Below are 25,628 nucleotides of genomic sequence, written 5' to 3'. Positions count from 1 at the left end.
CTTATTGGGCTTAATCATCTCTCGGCACTTCATATAGTTCCTTACTTGCTTCTACAGCAACTATCTACTTCCTCTTTAGTTAAAATCCCATCTTTTATGGCATAAGGATAAATCTCCATTACTTTTTGAAAGTCATTGCAAGCCAGGGAATCTTTGCCCATCTCCAAATAGATTTTACCTCTAACCAAATGTGGATATTCGCTTTTCGGATCCAATTCAATGGCTTTTCCAAAATGATAAAATGCATCTTTTGTATTATCCAATTGATGTTTCAGGGCGCCTATTCTTGTGTGAGTAAAGGCCAAATCAACGTGGAGGAACAAGTCTTCGCTGGCAATTAATTTCAATGCTTTTTCATAATCTGACAAGGCCTGTTTAAGGTTTCCCAGTTCATCTTCTGCCCCGGCTTTTATTAAATAATTGACCCATTCACCGGGATTTGCCTTGATATCTTCTCTGGCCTTTTGCAGACGCTGCTCAGCGGTTTGAGTAGTGGTATCATCTATAGGTAAAATTTCCAGGGTCAATTCAGCCATTTCATGAAAACTCATTTTATCAATCACATTCAGGTTAGTGTCCAGATGAAAATATGTTCCTTTGGCTAGTGAATCGCCAATTTTATATGTATGTACAATGGAATACGCAATTGGTTCATTAGTATTTATTTTGTTTTGTATTTCTTTCGCGTAGTTTTGAACATAGAACTCCCCAAATCGAATAACCACATAATCATCTTTTTTGGATTTCATCCATGCCTGCACATTAATAATAGCTGTTATTTGGTTTTTTAAGTATTGAACATCTTTGTCCCGGTTATTTAACGCATAAGCTTTTTGAATATCGTCCTTCGCAGCACCATATTCTTTCAATTGCATCAATAAATAACCTCTCTCAAAATAGTATTCGTAGTTATTGGGGCTGATATTTATAAAAAAGCCGAGGTCTTTAATTCTTCCGCGATAATAACTGTTTTGTGAAGTATCAGTTTCATACTTGTATTCATATTCTATTTTTCTGTCAGTTTTTTGAGCACGAAGTTCGAAAGTTAGAATCAGGAGTATTATTAAAGCTGTTATCTTCATCCGTTTACAATTTTGATTTTATTTGTCGCATAGTCTGCCCCGCAACAGGCGGGAAAGCTCGCCATGATGGGTTAAATGTCCGGCACACTATATTTTAGCCCATTACAATCATGCTAAACACCGAAGATACTTAATCTCCAATGAACATACAAATAAATGATAACATTCGAATATCACGGTATTGGTGGCAGGCGTTGGCTTATGTACGCATTATCTGCATTGTAGTTCAGCGATACTAATTTAGCCGACTCGGTTCGAAAACAAATAACGTTGAACTACAGGTAAACCGGTTTCAGCTTTATTGATGTGCTTTTAGATATCCTCATCAATTGCTTTTCTATTGGTGGTGGCCCGAATTTACCATTGGCATTGTTCGAAAAACCGTAGCCCTCTTTGGGAATTCCTATTATGGATTTATCAAGTTTTTGATTGCTGTTTTCATCATGAAAATATTGAATAGTATATTCACCGCAGGAAAGGCCATCTATTTCCATGGTACTTTCGTTGCCGGTAATATCTTCAACCACTTTTCTTATAAGCTTACCGTTCCTGGTTTTAAGCTGTAAGGCTACTTGTCCTTCACTATTCTTAAGACCTGAAATTGTTACTTTGAGGTGATGTTTATTGCCGGACCTGGACTTTATCAATAAACTGTCAATTTTCTGAATATACCGCTCCGGGTAAAGCATCATGGCTTCAAGATGTTTGCCTTGATATTCCCAGAAGCTTTTGGGATGGGAAGCGCTGTCATAAACACTCTTTCCATAATGAAAAGGAACCGACTCATCCTGTTTACTGTGAACAATAAGCTTCGGAACATCTTTTAAACTTTTAACATTCTCTATTGCCGAATAGGGTGAGGTAACATATTTTGCAATGAACTCTTTTTGTTCTTTTGGAACGGAAGCCAAAGCAATGTCGGTGAAGGAAGTTATAGCGCCATCGAGCACAAGAGCATGTATCTCTTGTTGATTATCTTTTGTGATTTTTGCGGCAACCTGCGTACCCATGGAAGCCCCGTAAACAATAATCTTTGTATCCTTAATGTTTTGCATACCAATAACAGAATCAAAAACTTTCTGTGCATCATTAGCGATATTCAGATGCGTGGGTTTGCCAGACGATTTTCCATATCCCCTGGGGCTAAACATAAAAACCTGGTAGCCGTTTGCCACTAAAGGCTTCACCAGAGGGATGTACGTAGTAACGTTACCTCCGGAGCCATGAAAGAAAAACACAGTCGCCTTTGCATTGCCTTCACTCTCCAGAAATAAACAATGCAAACGGCTGGAGTCAACATCAAAACCCATCTCTTTATACTGTACATCTTCAACAGACTTCCACTCTTTGGAGGGAAAATAAAATTTATCATCAAACTGCGCATAAGAATATGCCACTAAGGCGATCTGGATAGTTGCAATGAGAAAAAACTTTTTCATAATAAACCACTTTTGTTTGTTTTAGTGGTTGTAAAATTATGGGTTCAAGGTGTCAAGCTTCTTAACATATGATAAGAAATTATTTTTTTGCCAATTTATTCCGTATTCTGCTCAGGCTAACGGGTGTAATACCCAGATAAGAGGCAATATATTTTAAAGGTATGCGCTGCAAGGCGTCGGGATGCTTTTTGGTGAGATCAACATATCGTTGTTCTGCTGTTTTTGTAATGAGTGAGATTGTTCTCCGGCTTGCGTTGATATAGAGTTGCTCAGCAATAATTCTCCCGTTTTTCTGGTGATCGCCCGAAAAATTGTACGCCGCCTGAAGGTTATCGTACGGAATACGTTCTACAAAGGTTTCCTCGATAGCAATAATGCGTAATTGAGAGGGTTCCCGGGTGAGAAATGAAACGTAAGAACTAAAAAAGGCGTTTTCCAATGTGAAACCGGGACATATTTCATTGCCATCGTGGTTAATAATCTGAACTACACAGCCCTGAATAATATAGGAGAGATAGTTTTCAATTTTACCTTCTTTTAGAATGGTTTCTTTCTTTTTAAATTTTTCAATCAAAGATAATTCTCCGAAAATTTTCGATTTTTGCTGCATGGATGATAATTTTCATTGGTTTCATTTTCAGCCCTAAAATACAAAATTGCAGTCATTATAAAGATTACTTACATATTTAATCATAATTTATCTACCATAATATCAGGCCTACGGCCTTTTTATCTTCTTAAAAGCGCCATTCGGCGCGGTATTATGGTAGTAGATAAATATTATACAGGAATGGTAAGCACCTATCTTTGTGCGATATTATCAAGGATAGTTAAAGTATTAATTATCATTCATATAATCAACTGTGAAACTTCGGTAACTTAAAACCCACAGGAATAAAAATCGAGAGAAAAATACGTTTGTGTCTGCACTAAATTACAATTGTTAATTTTATTACTGATAACTATTCCATTACCGTTACAACAAATAAAAAGACCAATACTTCGCATATAAATTTTCATAAATCAATAAATTTTGCAAACTTTCAGGATAACTCACTTAATGGGGAATTCGTAAAATGTTAGCAAAGAGAGGCACTTTAATCTTTATATTAATGCTAATTAGCAGTATGATTTGCAGCCAGGATTTGAATAATTCCGGGCTGCCAATGCTAACCTACTTTCCTTATAGTGAATACAATGCAGACCCACAAAACTGGGATATTGCGCAAGCCCCAAACGGTAAAATGTATTTTGCCAATGGAGACGGCGTGCTTGAGTTTGATGGTAATTGGTGGCGACTGATTGAATTGCCCAACAGAACCCTTGTTCGCTCGTTAGATGTGGCCGGGGATGGAACTATTTACGTTGGTGGTTACGAGGAGTTTGGGTATCTAAAAGAGAACAAAACCGGATTTTTAGAATATAAATCGTTGTTGCACCTATTGCCCGATGATCACGAATATTTTCAGGATGTATGGACAACACGGATTGTCGATGATGTGGTATTTTTTCAAACTACAAATTCAATTTTCATCCTGAAAGATAGCACCATACAGGAATTTACACCGGAATGGGGTTTTGTTTGGGGAAGTGTTTCTCACGATCATTTTTTTACGCATGATTTTCACACTGCATTGAAAATATATGTAGATGGCGATTTAAGAAAGCTTAAAGGAGCAAACCGATTCCAAAGGGAGAGAGTCTATAATGTACTGGATTATAATGACAGTTTGTATTTATTGACCACTGAAAAAGGAAACATGTTTATCTGCAACATCGACACCACGCAATTGCAATTAAATATTAAAGACTCAGTAAATAATTCCCTAACTGAACTCATAAAAGAAAACTGGTACTACACAGGAATAAACTACAATAATGAAAAGTTTTGTTTTTCAACATATTACGGAGGCCTGTTTTTGGCAGATATGTCGTTTAATCCCATACTGAACCTGAATGAATCTTTTGGTTTAGACAACAACAATATCACCGATATTTATGAAGATCAGAATGATAATATCTGGATTACAATGGACAGGGGAATTACGCTTATCAATATGGATTTATCGATAACTATTTTTAATAAGTTTTCCAACTTAAGGGGAAGCATTAATGATGCTATTGTTTACGATAATCCGGCGGATAATATTCCCAAACGCTTATATGTTGCCTCAATTGAAGGCATATTTTATAAAGATTTAGATGTAAAAGCGGATCCGTTAGATGAAAAAAAATTTCAGAAATTTAGTGTTTATGAAAATTTCCGGAATGAATCCTGGAGCTTTTTTGAGCACAATAACAGCTTACTCTGTGCAAGTTCGGCTGGTGCCTATGAGTTAAAAACCGATTCTTTATACCAGATATCATGGAGATCGGCAAGGTCTTTTACCCTTGTTAACAACAAATCGAAAACATTAATAGTTAATCTCGTGAACGGCCTGGAGCTTATAAAACTTGAACAGGGCATATGGGCGGCCCAAACCCGTGTTGAAGGGAGCAAGGGGTACATCAGCTCGAGTGTTTTTGATAAAGCGGGATATCTGTGGAAAGAAAGTGTAAATGAAGGTGTTATTAGGTTACAACTGTCAAAAGATCTCGACAGTGTAATTTCGCGGAAATCATACAGCACGAATAAAGGTTTGCCATCACCGGCATTGAACTATCCATATTGGATAAATAATGGGCTGAAAGTTACAACAGAGCATGGAATCTATCAATACAAAAAAAGCGAAGACCGGTTTATCCCCGATGAGCAATTAAATCAATTAATTGGAAATGTTTCGCCTGACTTTTTGCTGCAAACACCCAATAAAAATATATGGTATATTTCCTCGCGAACAAAAGCTTTGGGTGAATTAATCCATCAACCTGATGGCGAATACTTAAAGGATACATCCCATTTTAACGACATTCGAAATCTTGCTGTCCAAAACATATATCATTATAATGATTCAATCATTTTCTTATGTAGTTCAAACGGTTTAATCTTATATAACAAAAACAAAAGAAAAGAAAGAAAAGAGACTTTAAACTCACACATTAACAAAGTTGAAATAATAAGCAATACCAATGCTGTATATGCTGTTCAAAACAGCACATCTGAAGATGAACCGCTTACATTAAACTTTGATCAGAATGCGATCCGGTTTTATTTCGCAGCCACATCGTTTGTGAGTGCTTATGAAAATCAGTTTTCATATTATTTGGAAGGATTTGATAAGAACGAACAATGGTCAGACTGGACCGACCAGGCCGTAAAAGAGTATAACTTTTTAAGAGAGGGTGAATACACATTACATGTAAAGTCGCGAGATTTGCACCTGAACATCGGAAATACCGTAAGCTATCATTTTGAAGTTTCACCACCCTTTTACCGGACAAATATTGCCTGGGTATTCTACGTTGTTTTAATCGCAGCAATCATCTATTTTCTGTTGATATTAAATTCAAGACGGTTAAGAGCAGCGAACATTAAATTAGAAAACAAGATTAAAGAGCGCACAGAAGAAGTAAGATCACAAAAAAAGAAAGTTACAGACAGTATTGAATACGCTTTGCATATTCAAAAAGCCATTCTTCCATCTGAAGATGCCATAAAAGAAATATCGGAAGAATTTTTTATTTATTACAACCCAAAAGACATTGTGAGTGGCGATTTTTACTGGTACAACAAGTGCGACAATGCACATTTTTTTGCCACGGTTGATTGCACAGGCCACGGGGTTCCCGGTGCATTTATGTCGATGATTGGCAACACGCTACTCAATGAAATTGTGGGACATGAAAAAATATTGCAACCAGCCAACATTCTGGAAACTCTCAACGTCAGGCTAAAATTCATTCTCAACCAGGGAGATGAAGACAATGATGCCAATACAGATGGAATGGATTTATCGATTATTAAAATTGATAAACAAAACCAGGTATTAAACATTGCATCAGCAATACACTCTGTAATATTAATAGAAAATGACGAGCTTAAACTCATACAGGGCGATCTGTGCGATATAGGCGGAATTTTCTCAAATCGTGAAGAATTTAAAATTACAGAGCAACTAATTAAATATAAAAAAGGATGCCTGGTTTATATGTTTTCTGATGGTTTTACAGATCAATTCGGTGGAAATGACAACCAGAAGTTCAAATTATTGCGATTAAAAAAACTTCTTTTCACAATCAGGGATTTACCCATGGATACCCAGAAAAGAAATATTGAAGATGCATTTAATGAATGGAAAGGTGACAAAAGGCAAATAGATGATGTTACGGTTATTGGATTTAAACTGTAGCTTAGCTCGTCGCTTTGCTCTTGGTTTTTTTAAATCGGGATTTCCCTCAATAGCCTTTGCCTTAACGCAGATTAATTCCAGGTCATCTTTTCCTCCGGAGAAAAAGGCTCTTTGAGTCGTTGCTCCACCCAGGCTTTATCAACGGTCATATTGTACTGTGAATGTGTGTAAGGATTGCCATCCCATACATCGATTGCTTTTTGGTAATATTCAATTGCAGTGTTTCTGCTACCTGTCAAATCGTACATGTGGCCGAGCCAGGCACTATTAATAAACTTTTTATCATTGCTTCCGTACTTCAGTCCAAAATAAAAACACGTTCTGGCTTGTCTGCTATATCCGCCATCATAAAGCGCCATTCCAAGCTTGTACCATTCATCTGCAACTTTTTCGCGGTCGGAGTTTAATGCCTGAGCGTATACAATGTACGCTTTATCGCCGGCTCCGGAATATGGCAGTGAACGAATTTTTGGTTTTACATCCTCTGCCTTTAGAGTTAGTTGCTCATCCAAATTGGCCAAACAACCCGAAGGATCGATTACTGCGCCGGTGAGCTTACTGCTACTGGTAAAATTCACAACAGATTTATGGCTTGATCTTCCGGTCATTTTCACCTGGTATGAACCGTCTTCAAACGTTGCATAAACAGGTACCGGCATATAAAAATCGCTTTTATAATGCACGTTCACAGTGGAATTGTATTTGCCATTTTCCAAAACCGATGTGGTATTGCTCACAAAAGCAGATACATATTTGTTTGATCTTAACCAGGCATTGAAAAACCAACTGAGGTTTTCACCGCTGGTTTTTTCGCACTCTTTTTGGAATTCGCGGTTTGTCAATCTTTTACCGCCATATTTTTTCAGCGTTTCATTGTAGGCTTTCTGAAACATTTCTTTTCCCATAACTGTTTCCAGGGCACTGACAAAAGAAAATCCTTTGGCATGCTGAACGTAATTGTTGCGATCAAAGTCAAACGATGATTCCTCTTCGGCGCGAATATCCATTGTGGTATTATAGCCCTTTTTTACGCCACGGAGATAATAATCAGCCCAGTTTCTATGTTTCCAGTCGCTTAGACCAATATGCTGAGAAAATTTCCAGTCGGCGTAAATCCCCAAAGCAATCCAAAGGAACGGAACATCATCTCCATCGAGCACATACTCGCCCCAATATTCATGACCGATTTCATGCGCAGTAATCCAGCGCCAGTGCCTTGTCGATCCCTGATCGTACAACTGCATTCCGTGAATTACCACAATGCCGGTTGCAAAAGGATATCCGCCCCAAACGCCATCGCCGCCGGGAATAATGTTGAGAAACGTGTACGGATAAAAACCCATCAGGTCGATATAGAACGGAATTACTTCTTTGGCGGTGTTCAGTGCCAGTTTTGCTACTCTTTCGCCATTTTCCGGATAAAGCACCCTGACGTGCACGCCATTTATCTCTTCCTGCAATGTTTTATTGGTTTTGCTGCAATAAAATCCATAAGTTTTTACGTTTTCACTTTCATAATAACCGGTTTCTTTGTTGTAGCGGCCACTTACAGCCATGGTGTAGTTTTTATCGGTGTCGATTTTTATTTGGTAGCTGTTGGAAACCGTAATTCCATCCCACCACAACTGAGGAATAAGCTCCTGCGACTCAAACGACTGAACGTTATCATCAACCATCAATCTCTTTTTAAATGCTATTTGCAGGTTCGCATCTTCGCCTGCTTTTACCGGATTGTGTAGGTTGAAAAAAAGCGGAGGATTCACCTGTGCTCTTTCGTCAGGATTGTAAACTTCGAGTGTTTCTCCGTTCCGGCTGATTTTAATTAATGAAGATGCCGAAATTTTCTCGTCTATGGCAATTGCCGTCATTGGCTTTTTACCGGTATTTCTGAAACGGATACTGCCATGTCCCTCGAGCAGTTTATCTTCAAAATTCAGTTTCAAGTCTAATTTGTATGCAGCCTTGGGTGGTGTTGCAGGCACCCAATAATTGATTTGTGCAAACGAATTTGCATAAAGAAAGACAAAAATGGAACAGAATAAAACGGTGTAGGATTGGAAATGCTTCATAACAATAAATGTTTTAATAATAAAAGATGATATAAAAACCACCTGCTCATATTATTATTCTTAGTTTAATGCTTGATTATCTGCGATTTAATTAAACTACACGATCATCAAATTACTATTTTAAAGACGCAATAATTCCTGATGCGTTGCATTTATCGAAATAAAAAGAAGCTGACGAAAAATATTGGTTTTGCATCATTATACATATCCGAAGGGATGTCAAAATACGAGTCTGTTAAGTTTTTTAGTATTTGCTCAATCATAATGCTTTAAGCTAACTGCTACATTCAACAGGAATTTAGCTAAAGTTGATCAGAAAACTCCAAGAAAGCTTTAATGTCTGAAATTATCATGTCTTTTTTGTTAAGGTTTTTCCTCCATATTTTTTTAATAATAGAATAGCTATTGCCCATGTAGCAATACCAGTTACAAGACCTATTGACGGATTATGTGTGGCTACGTTCCCTAAAATATATAGTGTTGCTGTATTCCCCCACGCATGGTGAAGAATTGCGATAAAAACACTTTTTGTGTTGTTGTATAGCCATGTATAAATAATTGTTTGTCCGATCATAACCATTGTAAATCCGGCTAAAGAAAAGGCTATCTGCAGAATCTCCTGTTCATGATATAGCGAAATCATTATCGGGAAATGCCAAATTGCCCAAATTAATCCTAAAATCCAACTTGCTTTTTCTGCTGAATATTTGCTTTGTAAATTATCAAGAGCAAAACCTCTCCAACCCGGCTCTTCCATTCCACTGGTAATTATTTGATAAAGAAAGTATATAAGCAACAACGACAACGAAATTTCACTTTGGAAAAAATCATCAAATGACATACCCGATATAACTCCCGCAAATACAGCAATTAAGTTGATAACAAGTGGGATAAGCAACAAATATAAATACCACCTTAACGGCACTTTCCAATTTACTATTCGTCTCCAGAGGTTTTTCAATCCATCAGTTTTAAACCTCCAAAAAGTCATCAGTAATGAAGCTATTAATGGGCCGTATACTCCCAGACGAAAAATAAAAAACAGTGTCTTTTGCTGCGAATTATCAAATTCCCAGTTAATTAAGCTGACAAATGATACATCTTTATAACCTAACAGAATAGCAGTAATCCAAAACAGCCATGTAATAGTGTATGCAATAATGACATAAAAAATCAATGATCTTCTTTGAATATTTTTAATTTTTCTCATTCCTATTTTTTTACAACACCCTAAAACTGAGCAAGAAACTGTTTAAATGCCTGCCGGTATTTTTCGTGCCCTTTATTCTCGCCCCACAGGGCTTTTGAACCGTGGTGACCGCGAGAATCGGGGAGATAATACTGCTTTTCGGATTTTACTGCACTATAAATACTCTCCCAGTGCTTTTTCTCGTGGGCAGCAGATGTTACAAATATCGGGCAACGCACGCTGGCAGCGTAAGTCGCAATTTTTTTATCGTTGTAGGTAAAATATTCGCCCGGTGAGAAGGAAGCCAATCCTTTTACTTTGTCGGGATATTCGGTGGCCAGAATAAAAATCAGCGAAGCAGAATATGAGCTTCCTACCAGAATAATTTCTTTTTGGCCAAGCTCATTCAACACATAATCGATTGTAGCACGCAAATCGGGTATGGCTGCGACATAATCAGTCTCCAATCCTTTGGCTTTGGCTTGTTTGAATGTTTCATTTTCAACGCCGTTTACCTTTTTACCGGAACGTTGATCGATGGCGAGGCACGAAAAACCCATTTCGTTGAGCCATGGTGCGGTTTCGCGGTATTCTCCCCTACTGTAGCTGGCCTGATGAAACAATAAAACAAAGGGTTTGTCTATTTTCTCAAGCTGATAGAGGTCTCCCTGAATAATAACATCGTTTTTTCCGGGTATTTGAACTTTTTTAAAATCATTAGGCTGACTTATAGATTGGTTAGAACTCAACAAAGCTACAGTCAGCAACGAAAGCATTAGTGTTTTTTGTGTCATAATGCATTTTTTGATTATTCGTCTTCCTTTATGAATTTTTTAGTTATAATTCCTTTATTGGTTGTGGCCTTCAAAATATAAACCCCTGATGATAATTCGCTAATGTCAACAAATGCAGATTGCCGGTTTTTCTGCACAATTTGCCCGGCCATGTTAACGATTTCTATTCGATTGATGCCCATCTCCGTTTGAATTTGAACATAATCTGTTGCCGGATTTGGATATAGACTGAGTTCATGTTCCGGATCAGGCCCCAGGCCAATTATTATTCCTTCACAATACACAGAATCAATATATCCAGACTCATCTGTTGAGTCGTTATAAACGGCTGTTACATAAATATAACACGGGCCGTTGTCCAGAAAATTCTGCGGAGCATTGGCAGAATCCATATCATAATACATTGCTGTGTCTGTTTGGAAACGATATACCTCATCATCACAATAAATATTATAACCTGTTAAGTTGTCTGTTGATGGTTCCGGCGTTTCCCAGGTTAAACGGTAAACATTAACACCGTTCGGGTAACTGTGGTACCAGTCGAGGTTTTGTACCGGATTGAGCTGACCCAATGCCGATTGGAGCATTCCCATGACAAATAACACTAAAAATAGCTGTTTCATAGGTAGCAGATTTAGGAGTGTGCATTGTGCAAGTTACGGAAATTTCTTTTAAACAAAAAAACCAGGAATGAGAGCTGCTTTTTTTTCGGCAATCCCATTCCTGTTACAGATTTACAAAACCTAAGAAAGATCCTTCTTTTTTTCTTCAAACTCTTCCTTGGTAATTTCGCCACTGGCGTATCTTTCTTTCAAAATAGCCATCGGTGTTTTCTGTGATTGGTGTGACGCTCCTGCATTTTGACTGGTTACTCGAACAATCAGCCAAATTATCAGGGCTAAAACGACGAGGCCGATTATCCAGCCCCAGCCCATTCCATACCACATTCCATCAGGTCCATGCATAGCTTTCTCCTTTCTTTTTATGTTTGTGCAATTGCTTCATTAATAAAATAAGATTTTGGTCATGCATTATCTATTCTTATTTTCTTTTAATACATGCTATTTCAACACTTCAAAATTCCGCATCATTCCCATATCTTCGTGCTCCAGATTATGACAGTGGTACACATAAATACCTGTAAAATCGCGGAAACTCATTATAATCTGAACTTTCATTCCGGGCAACAGCAGGAAAGTATCCTGCCAGCCTTTGTCAAGAAACCCGTCTTTCATGGTTTTCCATACAGAAGAACTAACACTGGAAATATCCCGCTCAACGATCTGAAACTGCAAACCATGCAGGTGAACCGGGTGTGGCATTTGCATCATATTGTTCATCATGCCCATACCATCGCCATCATTACCATTAATGAATTCCCAGATTTCTGTGGTATTAAGTTTTACTTTTTCCCATTCGGCTACGCCTTCCATGTCGAAGGTTGCTCCATTAATTACCCATTGCATGTGCTCAAAGGCAAAATGGAATCTGCGTGGTTGGTCTACGTTTTTGGCTTCATTCCGGTTAACACTTTCTATTTGAGATAATTGTGCGGGCAATGGTTTCTGAAAGCCCTGTTCATCAACAACCTGAAATTCACACAGGTCTATTTCAGCACCATTCTCAACACCTTGTGAGGTTTGCATGCGGTCTCCCATCATTCCACCCATTCCTATGGAGGTGCCCGGGTTAAAAGAAAGGCTTTTGAGGATGACGTTTTTTCCTTCATCCATTTCACCAAAGTTTCTCCAAATATCAACGCGTTCGCCGGGAGCCAGCATAATATAAGGTTTTTCTATTGGGTTTTCCAACAAACCACCGCCAGTACCAATCGCAGTGACCTTGCTTCCGTCGTTCCATGCTAGTTTATAAATTCGCGAATTTGAGCCATTTAATACACGGAAACGGTAAGCGCCTTTTTTTACTTCCATTTCCTGATGCGCTTTTCCGTTAACAAATATCTGATCGCCCAAAAAACCACGCATACGAGACATGCGATTATTATCCAGGTAAATTAGTTGATTATCGGTATCAAGTATCCTGTCTTGCAAAATCAGGGGGACATCGTATTCACCCGCGGGAATGCCGGGTTCATTTCCTCCAACAATAAACATCCCAGCCAGTCCGTAATAAACCTGCGGCCCGGTTATCTTGTCAGGGTGCGGATGAAACCAATAGGTTCCCGGCCGGTTATTTACTGTAAATTCATAAACAAACTCCTCTCCTTTGTCAATTGCATACATCGGGTGTCCGTCCATTTTGGGCGAGATATGTAAGCCGTGCCAGTGGATTACGCTTTCATCGGGAAGCTGATTTTTAAACCGGACACGAATTTTTTGCCCCTGTTTAACACGAATGACCGGCCCAAGGTATGTATCCGGTAGTTTTTCGAGGTTTCCTTCTTTCCCTTTTACCAACTTTGATTCATAAGTGTACACATCGGTCTTTTCGCCCGGCAGAAGTTGTACTTTTGCCGGTGTAGCTGTAAGTTCTATTTCAATGTCGGCTTTAAAGTCCGGATTGTTGTGTTTTTTTTCAATACCGGGTTTGTGCCCTTGCGAATTGCATTGCACGAAAAGGCTAATTGCCAACAAAAAATAAAGGAATTTGCTAAAATGGTGCAGGATAAAATTTCTCATCATATTTTGGACATTATTGTTTGAAAATGACAACAGTAAAGTCCATGTGATAGTTTAGGAAAACATTCGTAAAATTCCTTGGACATGAAACTTTGCGCAATTCGAAGCACAAACTTATCATACTGCAAAGTTGTCCTTAACAATTTGCTTTATGATACAAAATCATAGCGGACAGCACTTTATCTTTACACGCCTAATATTTTAGCATCTACAAAGAATACAGAATGCATTTCAATCTCGTGGTCTGAAGTTATAAGCTCATCTGTCACAACATTCAACCTTAAAGTAAAATTATCTTTCTTTATGTATTCCTTTAAATCATCATCTGTAACAACTAAATTTAAAACTGCGCCAATATCATCAGGGATGTTGTTTTTCCATGCGATTTTAGTTTCAGAAAGCCCTTCCGCTGAAATAAAAATATCAATAGATTCCAAAAAACTAAAATCTTCACTTGCAGGAGATATAAGAGTAAGGTTTAAAGTTGTTAACTTAATTTCCTCAACCAAATCTTTTCTAGTGTCGTTTACTGCAAATGTTGATTCTGAATTTGTTTCAACATCGGGGGTTAGAATATTGACAGGCAGATCAACACCAGTTGATGAAGGAATCACTAAAGTTTCATTGTATTCCATATTAAATTGTGTTAACTTATCAGCTTCTTTACATCCTATCATTGCAAGGATAATAAAACTAAATATTAAAATTGTGTTTCTCATATTGTCGTTTCTTAATGGTTTTACAATACGTTTTTATCAATTATAAAAGCGTAAAGCCAAATATTAATGGAAATATGCGACCATCGAGTTACTGATAAATAGCTATTGTTCGCCTTTGGCATTCACGCTCTTCCATAAACAAAGCTAAGCATGTTTTGAAAAAAATAAGGTTAGAAGACTATAAATAATTGTGAAATTTTCGTTTTATGGAGTGAGTATTTCGCAGGGAAGCAAAACACTCCAGTTATGTACATTTATAGATGGAAATGCTTTGATAGATGGAAATGTTTTTTGACAATTTAATTGCCTATTTTGCTGTAGATTCCTTATATTTTAATCTCAGTATTTTCCTTATCTCATGTGCAAAATAGCGCGTAAAAATCCTAGCCCCCTTACTGTTTAAATGGCCAACATCAAATGAATTTTCGGCTCGATAAAATGCTTTAAATTCCGGGTATTTATAAAGCTTTATTGAATGCACGGGAGGCAAAGATTCGGTTAGCGGCAACAATTCCTTATATTGATTGGCGTGCATTCTGGGTGATACAACAAAAACTAAATGGATACCTTTGCTTTTTGACTTGTTTATAAGTTGTTGCAAATATCTTAAATGAGTTTCATTTACCATGCTTTGAGGAATTGATTCAGGCGTAATTTTAGCGGAATGTATTCGTTTCTCAATTTCCATCGTATCGGAACGAAATTCGTTCCACCTTTTTTTAAATATGTTATTTTTTCCATTATCCTGCATAGCATCTTCGAGTGCATAAAATCCATGCTCACCAATTTCTTTTATATTATTATTGGAAAACAGGTTGATAAAAAGCGAAAAATCAAAAAAACTATACATATAACTTTTAACATAGCAATCCAGAAGATTTTCTTTTTTGTCTTCTGAATATTCAGCGTTCATGATATAATGATAGGCAAACAGAAAAAAATTCAGTGTATTCCAGTAGCTTGCTTTGGTAGTTTGGCAGTTTTCTTTTGAGTAACTGTGCAGTACCTGTAGTTCCAGAAATGCCGTTTTTATTTGAGCGGAATCAATACTTTGCAAAAAATTTTCAAACAGATAATATACTTCGGGGTTATAGGTAGCGCCAACAGCAAAATTATAAGTGGAAAAATTATATTTGTTCAAAAGGGAATCTAAAAGCCATGGTTTTACATGTCTGTAAAGACGACTTGAACCAAAAACAACTGTATTGAAATTTTCTTGTTGCTTTAAGTAGTCATAGTATTTTGCTTTAAAAATCTGGTCACCCAAATAAAATGGCGTGACTTGTTTTTTTATCAAAAGAAAAACTACAAGCAATGCGCTAAAAAACAATATTTTGTAAATAAACTTCCTCATGCCTTAAAATTGAAAATAAATAAATTCCTGTTGATTGACTCCTAACCACAAAATTGCAAAAACGAAGGCATAATACATAGCATATCTATAGGGCCTCTTCCAGGTTAAACCCAATTTGGCAATAGCATATTCTTCTGATCTTCCGTTCCATTCTATCAACAGGAATATCAAGAGCAGAAGCATCATAGCCAAAGCCTTGCCAACTCCCTCAAATTGAGGAAAATCAAAAAGAGATAAAGAAAAAACCCCTGAAATATAACTTATAGCATGCCCCATATTTTCGGCTCTAAAAAATATCCATGCAAATACGGTTAAAGCGAAGGTTACAAGCATTAATGAGAACTCCCTTAGCGAAGGCAGATGTTTGCCTTGAGCAATAACATCAAGATTTTTCCTGTTATTTTTTGTCAAAAGTAAAGGCAAAAAATAAATGGCATTTAATGCGCCCCACACGATGAATGTCCAGTTGGCACCGTGCCAGAAACCGCTTACAACAAAAATAACAAATGTATTTCGCACTTTCATTAAATTACTGCCACGGCTTCCGCCTAAAGGAATATAGAGGTAATCTCTGAACCAGGTTGAAAGTGATATGTGCCATCGTCTCCAGAACTCTGCTATATCGCGTGAGAAATAAGGGAATGCGAAATTCTTCATCAAATCAAATCCAAAAAGCCTGGCCGTACCAATGGCAATATCGGAATATCCGGAAAAGTCACCATAAATTTGAAACGTAAAAAACAATGCCCCAAGAACAAGGGTGCTGCCGTTCATATCAGCCGAGTTATTAAAAATCTGGTTGGCAAAAACCGCGCAATTATCTGCAATTACAACCTTTTTAAATAGTCCCCACAGAATTTGTCGCATTCCATCGACTGCTTTTGTATATTCAAATGTTCTTTTAGTATAGAACTGGGGCAGCAACCTTGTGGCACGTTCTATAGGCCCTGCAACCAATTGTGGAAAAAAGCTTACAAAAGCTGAAAAAGCAATAAAATCTTTGGTTGGTTTCAACTTCCGCCTATAAACATCAATGGTATAACTTAATGTTTGAAAAGTATAAAAACTTATACCTACCGGTAATATAATATTTAATGAGTTAGGCTGAATATCATGCCCAAAAAATGAGAATGCTGTTATAAAGTTATCGAGAAAAAAATTGTAGTATTTAAAAAAACCAAGAAACCCCAGATTGACTAAAATACTTGTCCATAGTAGTAGTTTCCTTTTTAATTGGTTTTCTTCATTCTTAAGCTTCCTGCCTACTGTATAATCAACAACCGTACTGAAAATTATAAGAGATAAAAATCGCCAGTCCCACCAACCATAAAAGACATAGCTTGCAGCAACAATTAATGCATTCTGAAGATTAAGGTTTTCATTTGTAACGAACCAATAAAGTACAAAAACAATTGGTAAAAAAATCGCAAAATCTATTGAATTAAAAAGCATTTTATCAAAAAAATTACAGATTAATTGCCTAAAGCCATCTAAAAAATTGGCAGCCCAAAGTAACTAATAAATTCAGGAATTGAAAATGTATGCTTAATTAAAAAATGATCTTAGGAGACTGCTATTGGGCCATTTTCACAAAACTTTTAAAAGCAGTCAACAGAGAACAACTGCAGCATCATAAATTATAAGCTAAAACCCGCTTTGATATCAAAAACACTGAAATTTTTTATTGTCCCCGCTTCAATATCCACATTTTCCACCATAGCCACAGGAGGTCCCTGCCTACACCATGCGATAAATTCACCCAGGTTTTGCTCCTCTCCTTCTGCCTCAATATAAACATTTCCGTCAGACAAATTTTTTACAAATCCTTTAATACCGAATTGGTTGGCTTTATCCCTGGCTGATGCTCTGAAACCAACGCCCTGTACCCTGCCGTTTATTGTTAGATTATAGTGATTCATGTTTGAGCATTTATCCATATAATATGCAAAAATAATGAAAAGTATTTTGTTTCCCGGAAAAAACGACCTAAGCCTCAAACAAAAGGGGCCAGAAAAACAGCCCCCGCCTGACATATATCTTCATAAGATAAGTTTAAAACCCATTCAGATCCATGGTCACTGTTGGTATTAGCAACAAGAAACCAACGATAATCAGAATAGTAATCAGCGGCCATACCCAGCGTACCCATTTGTCATACGGAATTTTGGCTACGCCCAGCACCCCTATTAGGACACCTGATGTTGGTGTAATCATGTTGGTAAATCCATCGCCAAATTGAAAAGCTACTACCGTAGCCTGACGCGAAATGCCAATTAAGTCGCTGAATGGCGCCATGATAGGCATGGTAAGAGCCGCCTTGGCACTACCCGATGGAATTACGATATTAATTATGTTTTGAATGACGTACATCACACCTACACTACCCACTTTGCCCATCTCATTCATTCCCTGCGCAAGACTGTGCAGAATACTGTCTATGACCTTTCCGTCTTCGAGTACGGCAATAATACCACCAGCCAAACCTACAATCAAAGCTGCCGACATAATATCTTTGGTTCCGGCCAAAAACAGGTTTGTAATCTCGTTCGGTGTTTTGCTCATGGCAATGCCCGCAAATAGACCCATGGCAAAAAACAAGGTGGCAATTTCCATAATGTACCAACCGTATCCCATCACACCCACAATGAGGTAAATGATGGTAAAAACCAATAAGTTCAGAATGAAAAAGTGCGCCGATTTACGCAACAACAATGGGCTACTGATGATAAACAACCCGGTTATAATGGGTATGGCCGGCACTGTAGCCGCTGAATTACCCACCTTCAATTCTGAAACCGGGAATATGAATGAAGCTGCAATCATTGCACCGGCCAGAAAAATAAAAGCAGCCCATGCAGCTTTCGGTGTGCGGTATTTGAGTTTTTCTATACCCTCTTCGTCTGTCCTGTTGCGCCATTGCTTATCTTCCTCGTGTACAATACTTTTCTCAGGGTGCTTTTTTATTTTGTGCGCATACCGCAACACGAACGCAATTCCTATAATGTTTATCACAAGCCAGGCAAACATGCGGTATTCAATTCCCGAAAAGAGTGGAATTTCTGCCAATCCCTGTGCAATACCAATGGTGAATGGATTCAAAATAGCTCCTGCAAAACCAAGACCTGCAGCCACAAAACACATCGATACGCCCACCAGACTGTCGTACCCCATGGTAATGGCCATTGGCACAAAAATAATTATAAACGCAATGGTTTCTTCGCTCATGCCAAATACAGCACCAAAAACGCTGAACATAATCATGATGAGTGTAATAATGATGTTATCCACACCTATGCGTTTCATGAACTTGTTCCGTTCAAGTTTTTTGGTCATTCGCAGAAAAGCGTATATTCCCACGTCAATGGCTTTACTGTCGTTCATAATCCAAAAAGCGCCTCCTATCATAAGAATAAACACAATGATGCCGGCCTGCCGCTCAAAACCTTTAAACATGGCTGAGAATATTTGCCAGGTTTGCGGCTGGGCTTCAGTAGGCTGGTATTCCATCACCTGCTGTACCTGGCCGTTTACCTCTTTTTGTACTTCCACATATTCTCCACCGGGCATCACCCAGGTAAGTACTGCTGATAATACGATAAAAAAGAAAACAATAACATACGTGTGTGGGATCTGACGCTTTTTGAACATAATTATTGAATTTTTGTTAAGAGGGCGCAATATATAAAATATGGATAATTCCACCAATACCTTTTGCATAACCCGTAAACCGTTTGTTACAAAATATAGTAACAATGAACATATAAATTATATATAAGCTTTAATATTTATAACACTTCTTAATAAATTAATAAATGTTGTGTATATTTACATAGATTAATATGAAAAAACATTAAATTTTATATGATTTATTTACAAGCATTTAATGAATTTCCTCAAAAATAATTTATTGGTTCAAAATTTGATAAAAAAATTTCAATCATAAGTTCATTATTATTTCCTTTGTTTTTAAGTTGAATAAAAATAACCTTTAAGGTATACAATAAATTTATTTCTATGAAAATTGCCATTGCAGTAGATCATCAGGATAACATTCAACCAGGCCATTTTGGTGAAGCCACCACTTACAAAATATACGAGGGGTATGGAAACCTATGGCAGTTAGTAATTGTTTTAGACAATACATTAAAAAAATTTGATGAGGACAAACATGGGGCTTCAGGCAAAGGTAAAGGCATTGTTAAGTTGCTGGCTGAAGAAGGTATACAAGCAGCTGTATCAAAACAATTTGGTAAAAATATTAATATTGTAGGAAAATATTTCGTTCCTATCATCACTTCAATTAATTCTGTGGCAGAATTTCTTGAACATTTAGACGAATCGATGTGTAATAAAATAGAACAAAAGGATGAATCGGAAATTAAACCACTTCGTATCCCATGATCAACCGGTTACATAGTCAAAATTTAACCACCTGGGTGTCCCGGAACAATTTCAGGGCATTTATTTGGCACGCTTCACTTTTGGCCATCGCCAAAAACTTTATGGATGTAGACACGGTAATACCATCGATGCTCATAAAAGCCGGTGGCGAACCCTGGCATATTGGATTGTTAACTACCATCATGGTGGGATTCTCAAAATTCTCGCAGTTGCTTTTTGCACCTATGATTTCCGGTTCAACCGCCAAAAAAGGACATCTGTTAACGGGCATCAACCTCAGAATTTTCACTTTATTTAGCATGGCTGCTCTGTTCTATTTATATATGTTCATGAGCTCCACAATGGCCATACTACTCATTTTTGGTCTGGTAAGCATTTTTGCCGTCAGTGGGGCTTATGCCAACATTGCTTTTACAGACATTTTAGGCAAATCGGTGAAGGAAGAACGCCGCAAACAATTTTTCAGTCTCAAACAGGTTATTTCAAGTCTGGGCATGTTTGGATCAGCCATTGCAGTGAGTTTTGTATTAAAACGAAACGAATGGCCCGACAATTATTTTTGGGTTTTCATGCTCGCCGGGGGCTTTCTGCTTTTGGCCTCACTGGGGTTCTGGCGCATCAGCGAAGTAATCTCACCTAACGAGGAAGTAAAAAAATACCGGTTTGCCCACCTCTGGACCGAATTGAAAAGCAATCGAAAGTTGTTATTTTTCCTATTAAGCATCAACGTTTTAGGAATTGGACAGGGACTTATGCCCTTTCTCCTGCTCTTTGCCGGGACGCATGATCTTGTCACCAACGGCCTGGTGGGTAATTTGCTCATAGCCAAAACCCTGGGCTTAATCATTTCAGGACTGGTTTTATATAAACGTTCGCGAAAATTCTCTTACCGCAGCATGCTTTGGTTTCTCTGGGGTCTGGCATTAATTTATCCGGCTGCAGCCTGGATATTTTCATCAAACGTCTGGTTTTATTATCTTTCGTTTTTTATGGGGGGTATTTTTTTAACGCTGTATCAAATTGCCAATAGCGGGGTTTTACTTGAAATATCAACAACTCAAAACAGGGCCCTCTACACTGGAATTGCAGGCGCTGGAAATGTTTTGCCAGTGCTCTTTCCGCTACTGGGCGGTAGTTTTATTGCGCTCATTGGCTTTAATGCCTTTTTTGGCATTTATACCGGAATAGCAGCCCTCGGTATTTGGTTTCTACATAAAATGAATTGTCAAAAATAAATATACTACAACATGAAACTTTTATTGATTTACGCGAACAAGTTTGGATATACACCTACCACAAAAACACTTGATGATGCCGAAGCGCATACAGAAAGCTATGACTTTGAAAAAGTACAAACGGCTTTCATCCAGGTCGAAGCCGAAGATACCGATCGGGAAGGCGATGTATCGAAAAAACTGGTTAAAAACCTGAAATGGATCATGAAAAAAAATGAGGCCAAAACGCTGATATTGCACTCTTTTGCACACTTGTCTGAAAGCAAAGCCGATCCGGAACTTACAAAGTCCATTTTTGACAAAGCAGAAGAGAAAATGAAAAATGCCGGGTATACCGTGCATCAAACACCATTTGGTTATTTTCTGGATTTAAGACTTGATGCGCCGGGATTTTCGCTGGCTCGCGTATTTAAGGACCTTTAAACTCAAACCTATTATTAAAAGGATACCGTATGAAACGTACCATACTCATCACTGGCGCCACCGATGGCATAGGCAAACAAACAGCATTCAGGCTGGCTCAACTTGGAAATCGTGTGATTATGCACGGCCGCAATGCAGAGCTTGGCAAAGAGTGGCGTGACGCTCTTCGCAAAGCAACCAGCAATAAAAATATCGAATACATTAATGCCGACCTGACCAGCTTCAGCGATATTGAGGGTCTGGTAGAAATAATAGTGAACAAAAAATTGGTACCTGATATACTCATCAATAATGCAGGGGTTTTTCAAACCAACCTTGAACTGGTTACAGAGCACGAAATTGAAAAAACCTTCATGATCAATTACCTGGCTTCTTTTTACCTGACTTATCTACTTGTACCAATTATGGAAGAACATAATAAACAGACAATTGTAAACGTCTCCAGTATGATTCACGCCAGCAATATTAATCTCAGCGATGTGGTTAAGCCAACAAATTTCAGTGGCAGCAGAGCCTACGGAGAGTCGAAACTCTGTAATATCTTATTTACAAAAAAAATGGCGCGGGAGCAACCCCACCTTAAAATAAATGCCGTGCATCCCGGTGTGATAGACACCAAATTGCTGCGCAGCGGCTGGGGCGGTGGCGGTTCAGACGTTAATGCCGGTGCCGATCAATTAGTATTTGCAGCCTTAGAGCTACCTGACGGCACAACCGGCAAATACTTTGAGTATTCCAACGAGGCTCAACCGGCAGAAGCCGCAAATGATATAATACTACAGGATGAACTCTATGACCTTAGCATGAAGCTAATCCCACAATCATCATAAGTATCTTTAACCCAAATTGAGCGATTTCCGCTCGCTGCCTGCCCCGTACACGCAGTGTCGGGGACTAGGAAATTGTAAGGTTTTCATCTCACCTATTCAATGAAACCCAACAATTTCTAAGTCGGCTTCGCCTTCGAGTAGCTTCGGCGGAGCAAGGCTTCGCCTTCGAGTAGCTTCGGCGGAGCAAGGCTTCGCCTTCGCATAGCTTTCGCTTCCCTTCGGTCGCCATAAGCTTGCCGCAGGTGAAACGCTATAGCTTCAGCGAACGCGGACAGCGGAGCAAGGGGTTATCCGCCAGCTGGCAGAAAGCGCTTTTTCACTACGTTCAAACCACTCAACGTAGGTTTAATATAAAAAGAACCAATTCATTTTTACCGTTATTAAAGCATTCTAAAAGTGTATAAGCAACTCACATTAACATAATTAAGGCACGCCTCATATGCTTAAGATTCGTATTTAAGTCAATAATCTCAATAACTCCGACCCGCCAGCAATTCAAAGAGTGAATATATTGATATTATTCTTCTTTTCTTAGATTTAAAAATTACGGATAAACACATATTAACACCTAATTATGAGTAGGTTTATAATAAACATATATGCATTCATAGATGCTTGCTATTGATTTAACTCAGCATGTTGTTTGTCGAAAAAAATTGACCAGTTGCGCTGTATTCATATTTTCGCATTCAAGTTGAAAAACTATTTAAAAACAAATCCCAAATTCATTATTTATGAAACGAATTTTACTCTGTCTGTTGATTGCCATAAGCTTTATGGTGCAAGCAACAGCAGCCAACCAACAATGGCAAAAGCTTGACAAGCAAGCCAAAAACAACCAAACCCAAATTAAACTGGTACAAGCAAACGAAAACCACATACGTGTGGCATTCGACTTCAATGCTTACCAAATTAAGAATGTCAACACACCACGAGGTGTTTCAAAAATCATCGAAATACCTGAATGTACACGAACAAAAACCAAAGGAGCTCCAGATCTGCCCAAAATATCGCAGGCGCTGGCCATACCAGACAACGCGCATATGGAGCTCAAGGTAATCAAGAGCCGTTTTGTAGAAATTGAAAACGTCGACATGGCACCTTCAAAAGGAATCATGTCGCGCGAAAAGAAAATAAGTGACTACCCATTTGTGTATGGTGAGCAGTACAATCAAAACGCTTTTTTTCCGGGCAATCTTGCCAAAGCGCAGGATCCTTACATTATTCGCAATGTGCGCGGACAAAGTATTGTTGTATATCCAGTTCAGTATAACCCGGTTACACGTAAGGTAAGAATTTACACTGATCTTGTAGTAGACCTCGTGGCCACAGGAACAGCCAAATCCAATGCCCTGTCACCGAATCCCATTATAAAAAACGATGCAGTTTACCACAATGTACTAACCAAGCATTTTATTAATTACAACCCCGGGTCAAGTAAATACTCACCCATTTCTGAAGATGGTAAAAAAATGCTTATTGTGTCATACAGCAGTTTTACAGACGAAATGCAAGCCTACAAAAGCTGGAAAGAGTCCATAGGTTATACTGTAGATTTGGTAGATTACACCACCATAGGCAGCGCATCAGCTCTCAAATCGTATGTACAGAACCAGTACGACCAAAACGGAATCAGCTACCTGCTTATTGCTGGTGATCATGCCCAGGTACCCAGTTCAAGTACAAGCGCAGGCGACTCCGATAACAACTACGGATACACTTCAGGAAGCGACCACTATCTTGACTTGTTCGTAGGACGTTTCTCTGCATCAAATACGACTGATTTACAAACACAAATAGACCGCTCCATTTATTACGAACGCGATGTTAGTTCAACAGCCACATGGTTCAAAAAAGGCGTTGGCATTGCTTCAAACGAAGGCACCGGAGGCGGTGGAGATGATAATGAAAGTGATGAACAACACATGAACAACATTGAATATGACCTCGAAGGATACGGTTACACAATGGATCGCGTTTACCAGGATGGTGGAAGTGCTTCGCAACTTAGCGCTGATTTAAATGAAGGTCGTGGCATTATAAATTATGTCGGTCACGGAAGTGATTATACGTGGGCTTCAATGGTTTACACACAATCAAATGTAAATGCTTTAACCAATGAAAATAAACTTCCTTTTGTAATTTCGGTAGCTTGTGTAGTGGGTAACTTTACAAGTAAAACTTGTTTTGCAGAAACCTGGCTGCGAGCAACAAATAATGGAAACCCAACAGGTGCCATTGCTTTTTGCGGTTCAACCATAAACCAATCGTGGGCTTCACCCATGTGTGCCCAGGATGAAATAAACGATCTTTTAGTAGCCAACAGCTTTATCACCTACGGTGGTGTATTTGTAAATGGTATGTTCCAAATGATTGATGAATATGGCAGTGATGGCGAAAACATGGCCGATACATGGACTGTATTTGGCGATCCTTCAGTTCAAATGCGTACTCCCGGACATCCGGACGGACCCGGTGGAGCAGTTGAAGAACCACCCGTTGCTGACTTTACAGCAAGCAACACAACTATAGAAGAAGGACAAAGTGTAACTTTCACAAGCACATCAACCAACAATCCTTCAAGCTTGTCATGGTCATTTAACGGTGGCGACCCGTCAACAAGTACAGCAACCAACCCAACGGTAACTTATAATACAGCCGGAACGTACCAGGTTTCACTCACAGCCACAAATGATTATGGCAGCGATAACGAAACAAAAAATGCCTACATAACTGTTGAAGAATATGCTCCAACATACTGTTCTTCAGCCGGAAGCGATGCCAGCTACGAGTGGATTTCTAAAGTAGAAATTGGCAGCTTCGTTAACAGCACAGCTTCAGATGGTGGATATGCAGATTACACAGCTCAAACTGTTGAGTTATCAGCTGGTCAAACCTACAACTTAACATTAACTCCCGGTTTTGGAAGTTCAACCTACAATGAATATTGGAAAATCTGGATTGATTATAATAATGACTATGACTTTGATGATGCTGGTGAACTAGCTTATGATGCAGGCTCAATGTCGCAATCAGCTGTATCAGGAACAATATCAATTCCTTCTACTGCCTCAGGAACCGTTCGCATGCGCGTTTCCATGAAATACAACGGCGAACAAACAGCTTGCGAAACATTCAGCTATGGTGAAGTAGAAGACTATAACG

Annotated in this window: 20 protein-coding genes; 6 read left to right on the top strand and 14 right to left on the bottom strand. The window is 38.4% G+C overall.

Annotated elements, in window-relative coordinates; genetic code table 11:
- Positions 1-41: 41 nt before the first annotated feature.
- The 3 genes from ACTB0Y_RS04155 to ACTB0Y_RS04145 form a co-directional block, all read right to left on the bottom strand.
- On the bottom strand, positions 42-1,082 hold the full coding sequence (locus tag ACTB0Y_RS04155; protein WP_463205540.1) for a tetratricopeptide repeat protein: 1,041 nt from the start codon (positions 1,080-1,082) through the stop codon (positions 42-44).
- Positions 1,083-1,357: 275 nt separating this feature from the next.
- Positions 1,358-2,521: an alpha/beta fold hydrolase gene (locus ACTB0Y_RS04150; RefSeq protein WP_463205539.1), complete on the bottom strand. Its 1,164-nt coding sequence runs from the start codon at positions 2,519-2,521 to the stop codon at positions 1,358-1,360.
- Positions 2,522-2,600: 79 nt separating this feature from the next.
- The gene (locus tag ACTB0Y_RS04145) at positions 2,601-3,131 is read right to left on the bottom strand and encodes a Crp/Fnr family transcriptional regulator (RefSeq protein WP_463205538.1); all 531 of its coding nucleotides are present in this window, start codon (positions 3,129-3,131) and stop codon (positions 2,601-2,603) included.
- A 502-nt stretch (positions 3,132-3,633) separates the two neighbouring features.
- On the opposite strand from ACTB0Y_RS04145, the gene ACTB0Y_RS04140 reads away from it, so the two are divergent.
- Positions 3,634-6,810, top strand: coding sequence for a SpoIIE family protein phosphatase (locus ACTB0Y_RS04140; protein WP_463205537.1), 3,177 nt, complete (start codon positions 3,634-3,636; stop codon positions 6,808-6,810).
- Positions 6,811-6,881: 71 nt separating this feature from the next.
- Here the strand turns inward: ACTB0Y_RS04140 and ACTB0Y_RS04135 are convergent, their stop codons facing one another.
- The 11 genes from ACTB0Y_RS04135 to ACTB0Y_RS04085 all read right to left on the bottom strand — a co-directional run bounded on the left by ACTB0Y_RS04135 (position 6,882) and on the right by ACTB0Y_RS04085 (position 19,222).
- On the bottom strand, positions 6,882-8,879 hold the full coding sequence (locus ACTB0Y_RS04135; protein ID WP_463205536.1) for a M1 family aminopeptidase: 1,998 nt from the start codon (positions 8,877-8,879) through the stop codon (positions 6,882-6,884).
- A 349-nt stretch (positions 8,880-9,228) separates the two neighbouring features.
- Positions 9,229-10,089: a CPBP family glutamic-type intramembrane protease gene (locus tag ACTB0Y_RS04130; protein ID WP_463205535.1), complete on the bottom strand. Its 861-nt coding sequence runs from the start codon at positions 10,087-10,089 to the stop codon at positions 9,229-9,231.
- Positions 10,090-10,109: 20 nt separating this feature from the next.
- Positions 10,110-10,862 (bottom strand): alpha/beta hydrolase, encoded by a 753-nt coding sequence (locus tag ACTB0Y_RS04125; RefSeq protein ID WP_463205534.1) that lies wholly within the window; start codon positions 10,860-10,862, stop codon positions 10,110-10,112.
- Between the two features lie 14 nt (positions 10,863-10,876).
- Positions 10,877-11,485 carry a T9SS type A sorting domain-containing protein gene (locus tag ACTB0Y_RS04120; protein WP_463205533.1) on the bottom strand — a complete coding sequence of 203 codons (609 nt, stop codon included), beginning with the start codon at positions 11,483-11,485 and terminating at the stop codon, positions 10,877-10,879.
- Between the two features lie 120 nt (positions 11,486-11,605).
- Positions 11,606-11,827: an SHOCT domain-containing protein gene (locus ACTB0Y_RS04115; RefSeq protein WP_463205532.1), complete on the bottom strand. Its 222-nt coding sequence runs from the start codon at positions 11,825-11,827 to the stop codon at positions 11,606-11,608.
- Positions 11,828-11,923: 96 nt separating this feature from the next.
- The gene (locus ACTB0Y_RS04110) at positions 11,924-13,504 is read right to left on the bottom strand and encodes a multicopper oxidase family protein (RefSeq protein WP_463205531.1); all 1,581 of its coding nucleotides are present in this window, start codon (positions 13,502-13,504) and stop codon (positions 11,924-11,926) included.
- A gap of 182 nt (positions 13,505-13,686) precedes the next feature.
- Positions 13,687-14,220 (bottom strand): hypothetical protein, encoded by a 534-nt coding sequence (locus tag ACTB0Y_RS04105; RefSeq protein WP_463205530.1) that lies wholly within the window; start codon positions 14,218-14,220, stop codon positions 13,687-13,689.
- Between the two features lie 307 nt (positions 14,221-14,527).
- Positions 14,528-15,574 (bottom strand): hypothetical protein, encoded by a 1,047-nt coding sequence (locus ACTB0Y_RS04100; RefSeq protein ID WP_463205529.1) that lies wholly within the window; start codon positions 15,572-15,574, stop codon positions 14,528-14,530.
- A 3-nt stretch (positions 15,575-15,577) separates the two neighbouring features.
- Complete coding sequence (locus ACTB0Y_RS04095) at positions 15,578-17,026, bottom strand: MBOAT family O-acyltransferase (RefSeq protein WP_463205528.1); 1,449 nt, start codon at positions 17,024-17,026, stop codon at positions 15,578-15,580.
- Between the two features lie 185 nt (positions 17,027-17,211).
- Entirely contained in the window at positions 17,212-17,493 is a 282-nt protein-coding gene (locus tag ACTB0Y_RS04090) for an acylphosphatase (RefSeq protein WP_463205527.1), read from the bottom strand.
- A 133-nt stretch (positions 17,494-17,626) separates the two neighbouring features.
- Positions 17,627-19,222 carry a YfcC family protein gene (locus ACTB0Y_RS04085; RefSeq protein WP_463205526.1) on the bottom strand — a complete coding sequence of 532 codons (1,596 nt, stop codon included), beginning with the start codon at positions 19,220-19,222 and terminating at the stop codon, positions 17,627-17,629.
- 366 nt (positions 19,223-19,588) lie between these two features.
- Here ACTB0Y_RS04085 and ACTB0Y_RS04080 point away from each other — a divergent pair, with 366 nt between their 5' ends.
- The 5 genes from ACTB0Y_RS04080 to ACTB0Y_RS04060 form a co-directional block, all read left to right on the top strand.
- A complete protein-coding gene (locus ACTB0Y_RS04080) occupies positions 19,589-19,975 on the top strand; it encodes a NifB/NifX family molybdenum-iron cluster-binding protein (RefSeq protein ID WP_463205524.1) in 387 nt (128 codons plus the stop codon).
- Positions 19,972-21,210: an MFS transporter gene (locus ACTB0Y_RS04075; protein WP_463205523.1), complete on the top strand. Its 1,239-nt coding sequence runs from the start codon at positions 19,972-19,974 to the stop codon at positions 21,208-21,210. The genes ACTB0Y_RS04080 and ACTB0Y_RS04075 overlap by 4 nt, the downstream gene beginning before the upstream one ends.
- Positions 21,211-21,222: 12 nt before the next feature.
- Positions 21,223-21,633, top strand: a complete 411-nt coding sequence (locus ACTB0Y_RS04070; RefSeq protein WP_463205522.1) for a threonyl-tRNA synthetase editing domain-containing protein — start codon at positions 21,223-21,225, stop codon at positions 21,631-21,633.
- A gap of 29 nt (positions 21,634-21,662) precedes the next feature.
- Positions 21,663-22,463, top strand: coding sequence for an SDR family NAD(P)-dependent oxidoreductase (locus ACTB0Y_RS04065; RefSeq protein ID WP_463205521.1), 801 nt, complete (start codon positions 21,663-21,665; stop codon positions 22,461-22,463).
- Between the two features lie 734 nt (positions 22,464-23,197).
- A partial coding sequence (locus tag ACTB0Y_RS04060; RefSeq protein ID WP_463205520.1) for a C25 family cysteine peptidase occupies positions 23,198-25,628 on the top strand: 2,431 nt, incomplete at its 3' end.

Source organism: Salinivirga sp., from assembly GCF_055145285.1.
Note: the sequence above shows the minus strand (reverse complement) of the source record. Positions and strands in the feature narration are given on the sequence as shown.

Bases quoted from the DNA above. Each gene is read 5' to 3' on its own strand.
- ACTB0Y_RS04135 (WP_463205536.1), bottom strand. From the start codon at position 8,879: ATGAAGCATTTCCAATCCTACACCGTTTTATTCTGTTCCATTTTTGTC.
- ACTB0Y_RS04100 (WP_463205529.1), bottom strand. From the start codon at position 15,574: ATGAGGAAGTTTATTTACAAAATATTGTTTTTTAGCGCATTGCTTGTA.
- ACTB0Y_RS04125 (WP_463205534.1), bottom strand. From the start codon at position 10,862: ATGACACAAAAAACACTAATGCTTTCGTTGCTGACTGTAGCTTTGTTG.
- ACTB0Y_RS04110 (WP_463205531.1), bottom strand. From the start codon at position 13,504: ATGATGAGAAATTTTATCCTGCACCATTTTAGCAAATTCCTTTATTTT.
- ACTB0Y_RS04150 (WP_463205539.1), bottom strand. From the start codon at position 2,521: ATGAAAAAGTTTTTTCTCATTGCAACTATCCAGATCGCCTTAGTGGCA.
- ACTB0Y_RS04115 (WP_463205532.1), bottom strand. From the start codon at position 11,827: ATGCATGGACCTGATGGAATGTGGTATGGAATGGGCTGGGGCTGGATA.
- ACTB0Y_RS04070 (WP_463205522.1), top strand. From the start codon at position 21,223: ATGAAACTTTTATTGATTTACGCGAACAAGTTTGGATATACACCTACC.
- ACTB0Y_RS04090 (WP_463205527.1), bottom strand. From the start codon at position 17,493: ATGAATCACTATAATCTAACAATAAACGGCAGGGTACAGGGCGTTGGT.
- ACTB0Y_RS04085 (WP_463205526.1), bottom strand. From the start codon at position 19,222: ATGTTCAAAAAGCGTCAGATCCCACACACGTATGTTATTGTTTTCTTT.
- ACTB0Y_RS04145 (WP_463205538.1), bottom strand. From the start codon at position 3,131: ATGCAGCAAAAATCGAAAATTTTCGGAGAATTATCTTTGATTGAAAAA.
- ACTB0Y_RS04095 (WP_463205528.1), bottom strand. From the start codon at position 17,026: ATGCTTTTTAATTCAATAGATTTTGCGATTTTTTTACCAATTGTTTTT.
- ACTB0Y_RS04080 (WP_463205524.1), top strand. From the start codon at position 19,589: ATGAAAATTGCCATTGCAGTAGATCATCAGGATAACATTCAACCAGGC.
- ACTB0Y_RS04120 (WP_463205533.1), bottom strand. From the start codon at position 11,485: ATGAAACAGCTATTTTTAGTGTTATTTGTCATGGGAATGCTCCAATCG.
- ACTB0Y_RS04140 (WP_463205537.1), top strand. From the start codon at position 3,634: ATGCTAATTAGCAGTATGATTTGCAGCCAGGATTTGAATAATTCCGGG.
- ACTB0Y_RS04130 (WP_463205535.1), bottom strand. From the start codon at position 10,089: ATGAGAAAAATTAAAAATATTCAAAGAAGATCATTGATTTTTTATGTC.
- ACTB0Y_RS04105 (WP_463205530.1), bottom strand. From the start codon at position 14,220: ATGAGAAACACAATTTTAATATTTAGTTTTATTATCCTTGCAATGATA.
- ACTB0Y_RS04065 (WP_463205521.1), top strand. From the start codon at position 21,663: ATGAAACGTACCATACTCATCACTGGCGCCACCGATGGCATAGGCAAA.
- ACTB0Y_RS04155 (WP_463205540.1), bottom strand. From the start codon at position 1,082: ATGAAGATAACAGCTTTAATAATACTCCTGATTCTAACTTTCGAACTT.
- ACTB0Y_RS04075 (WP_463205523.1), top strand. From the start codon at position 19,972: ATGATCAACCGGTTACATAGTCAAAATTTAACCACCTGGGTGTCCCGG.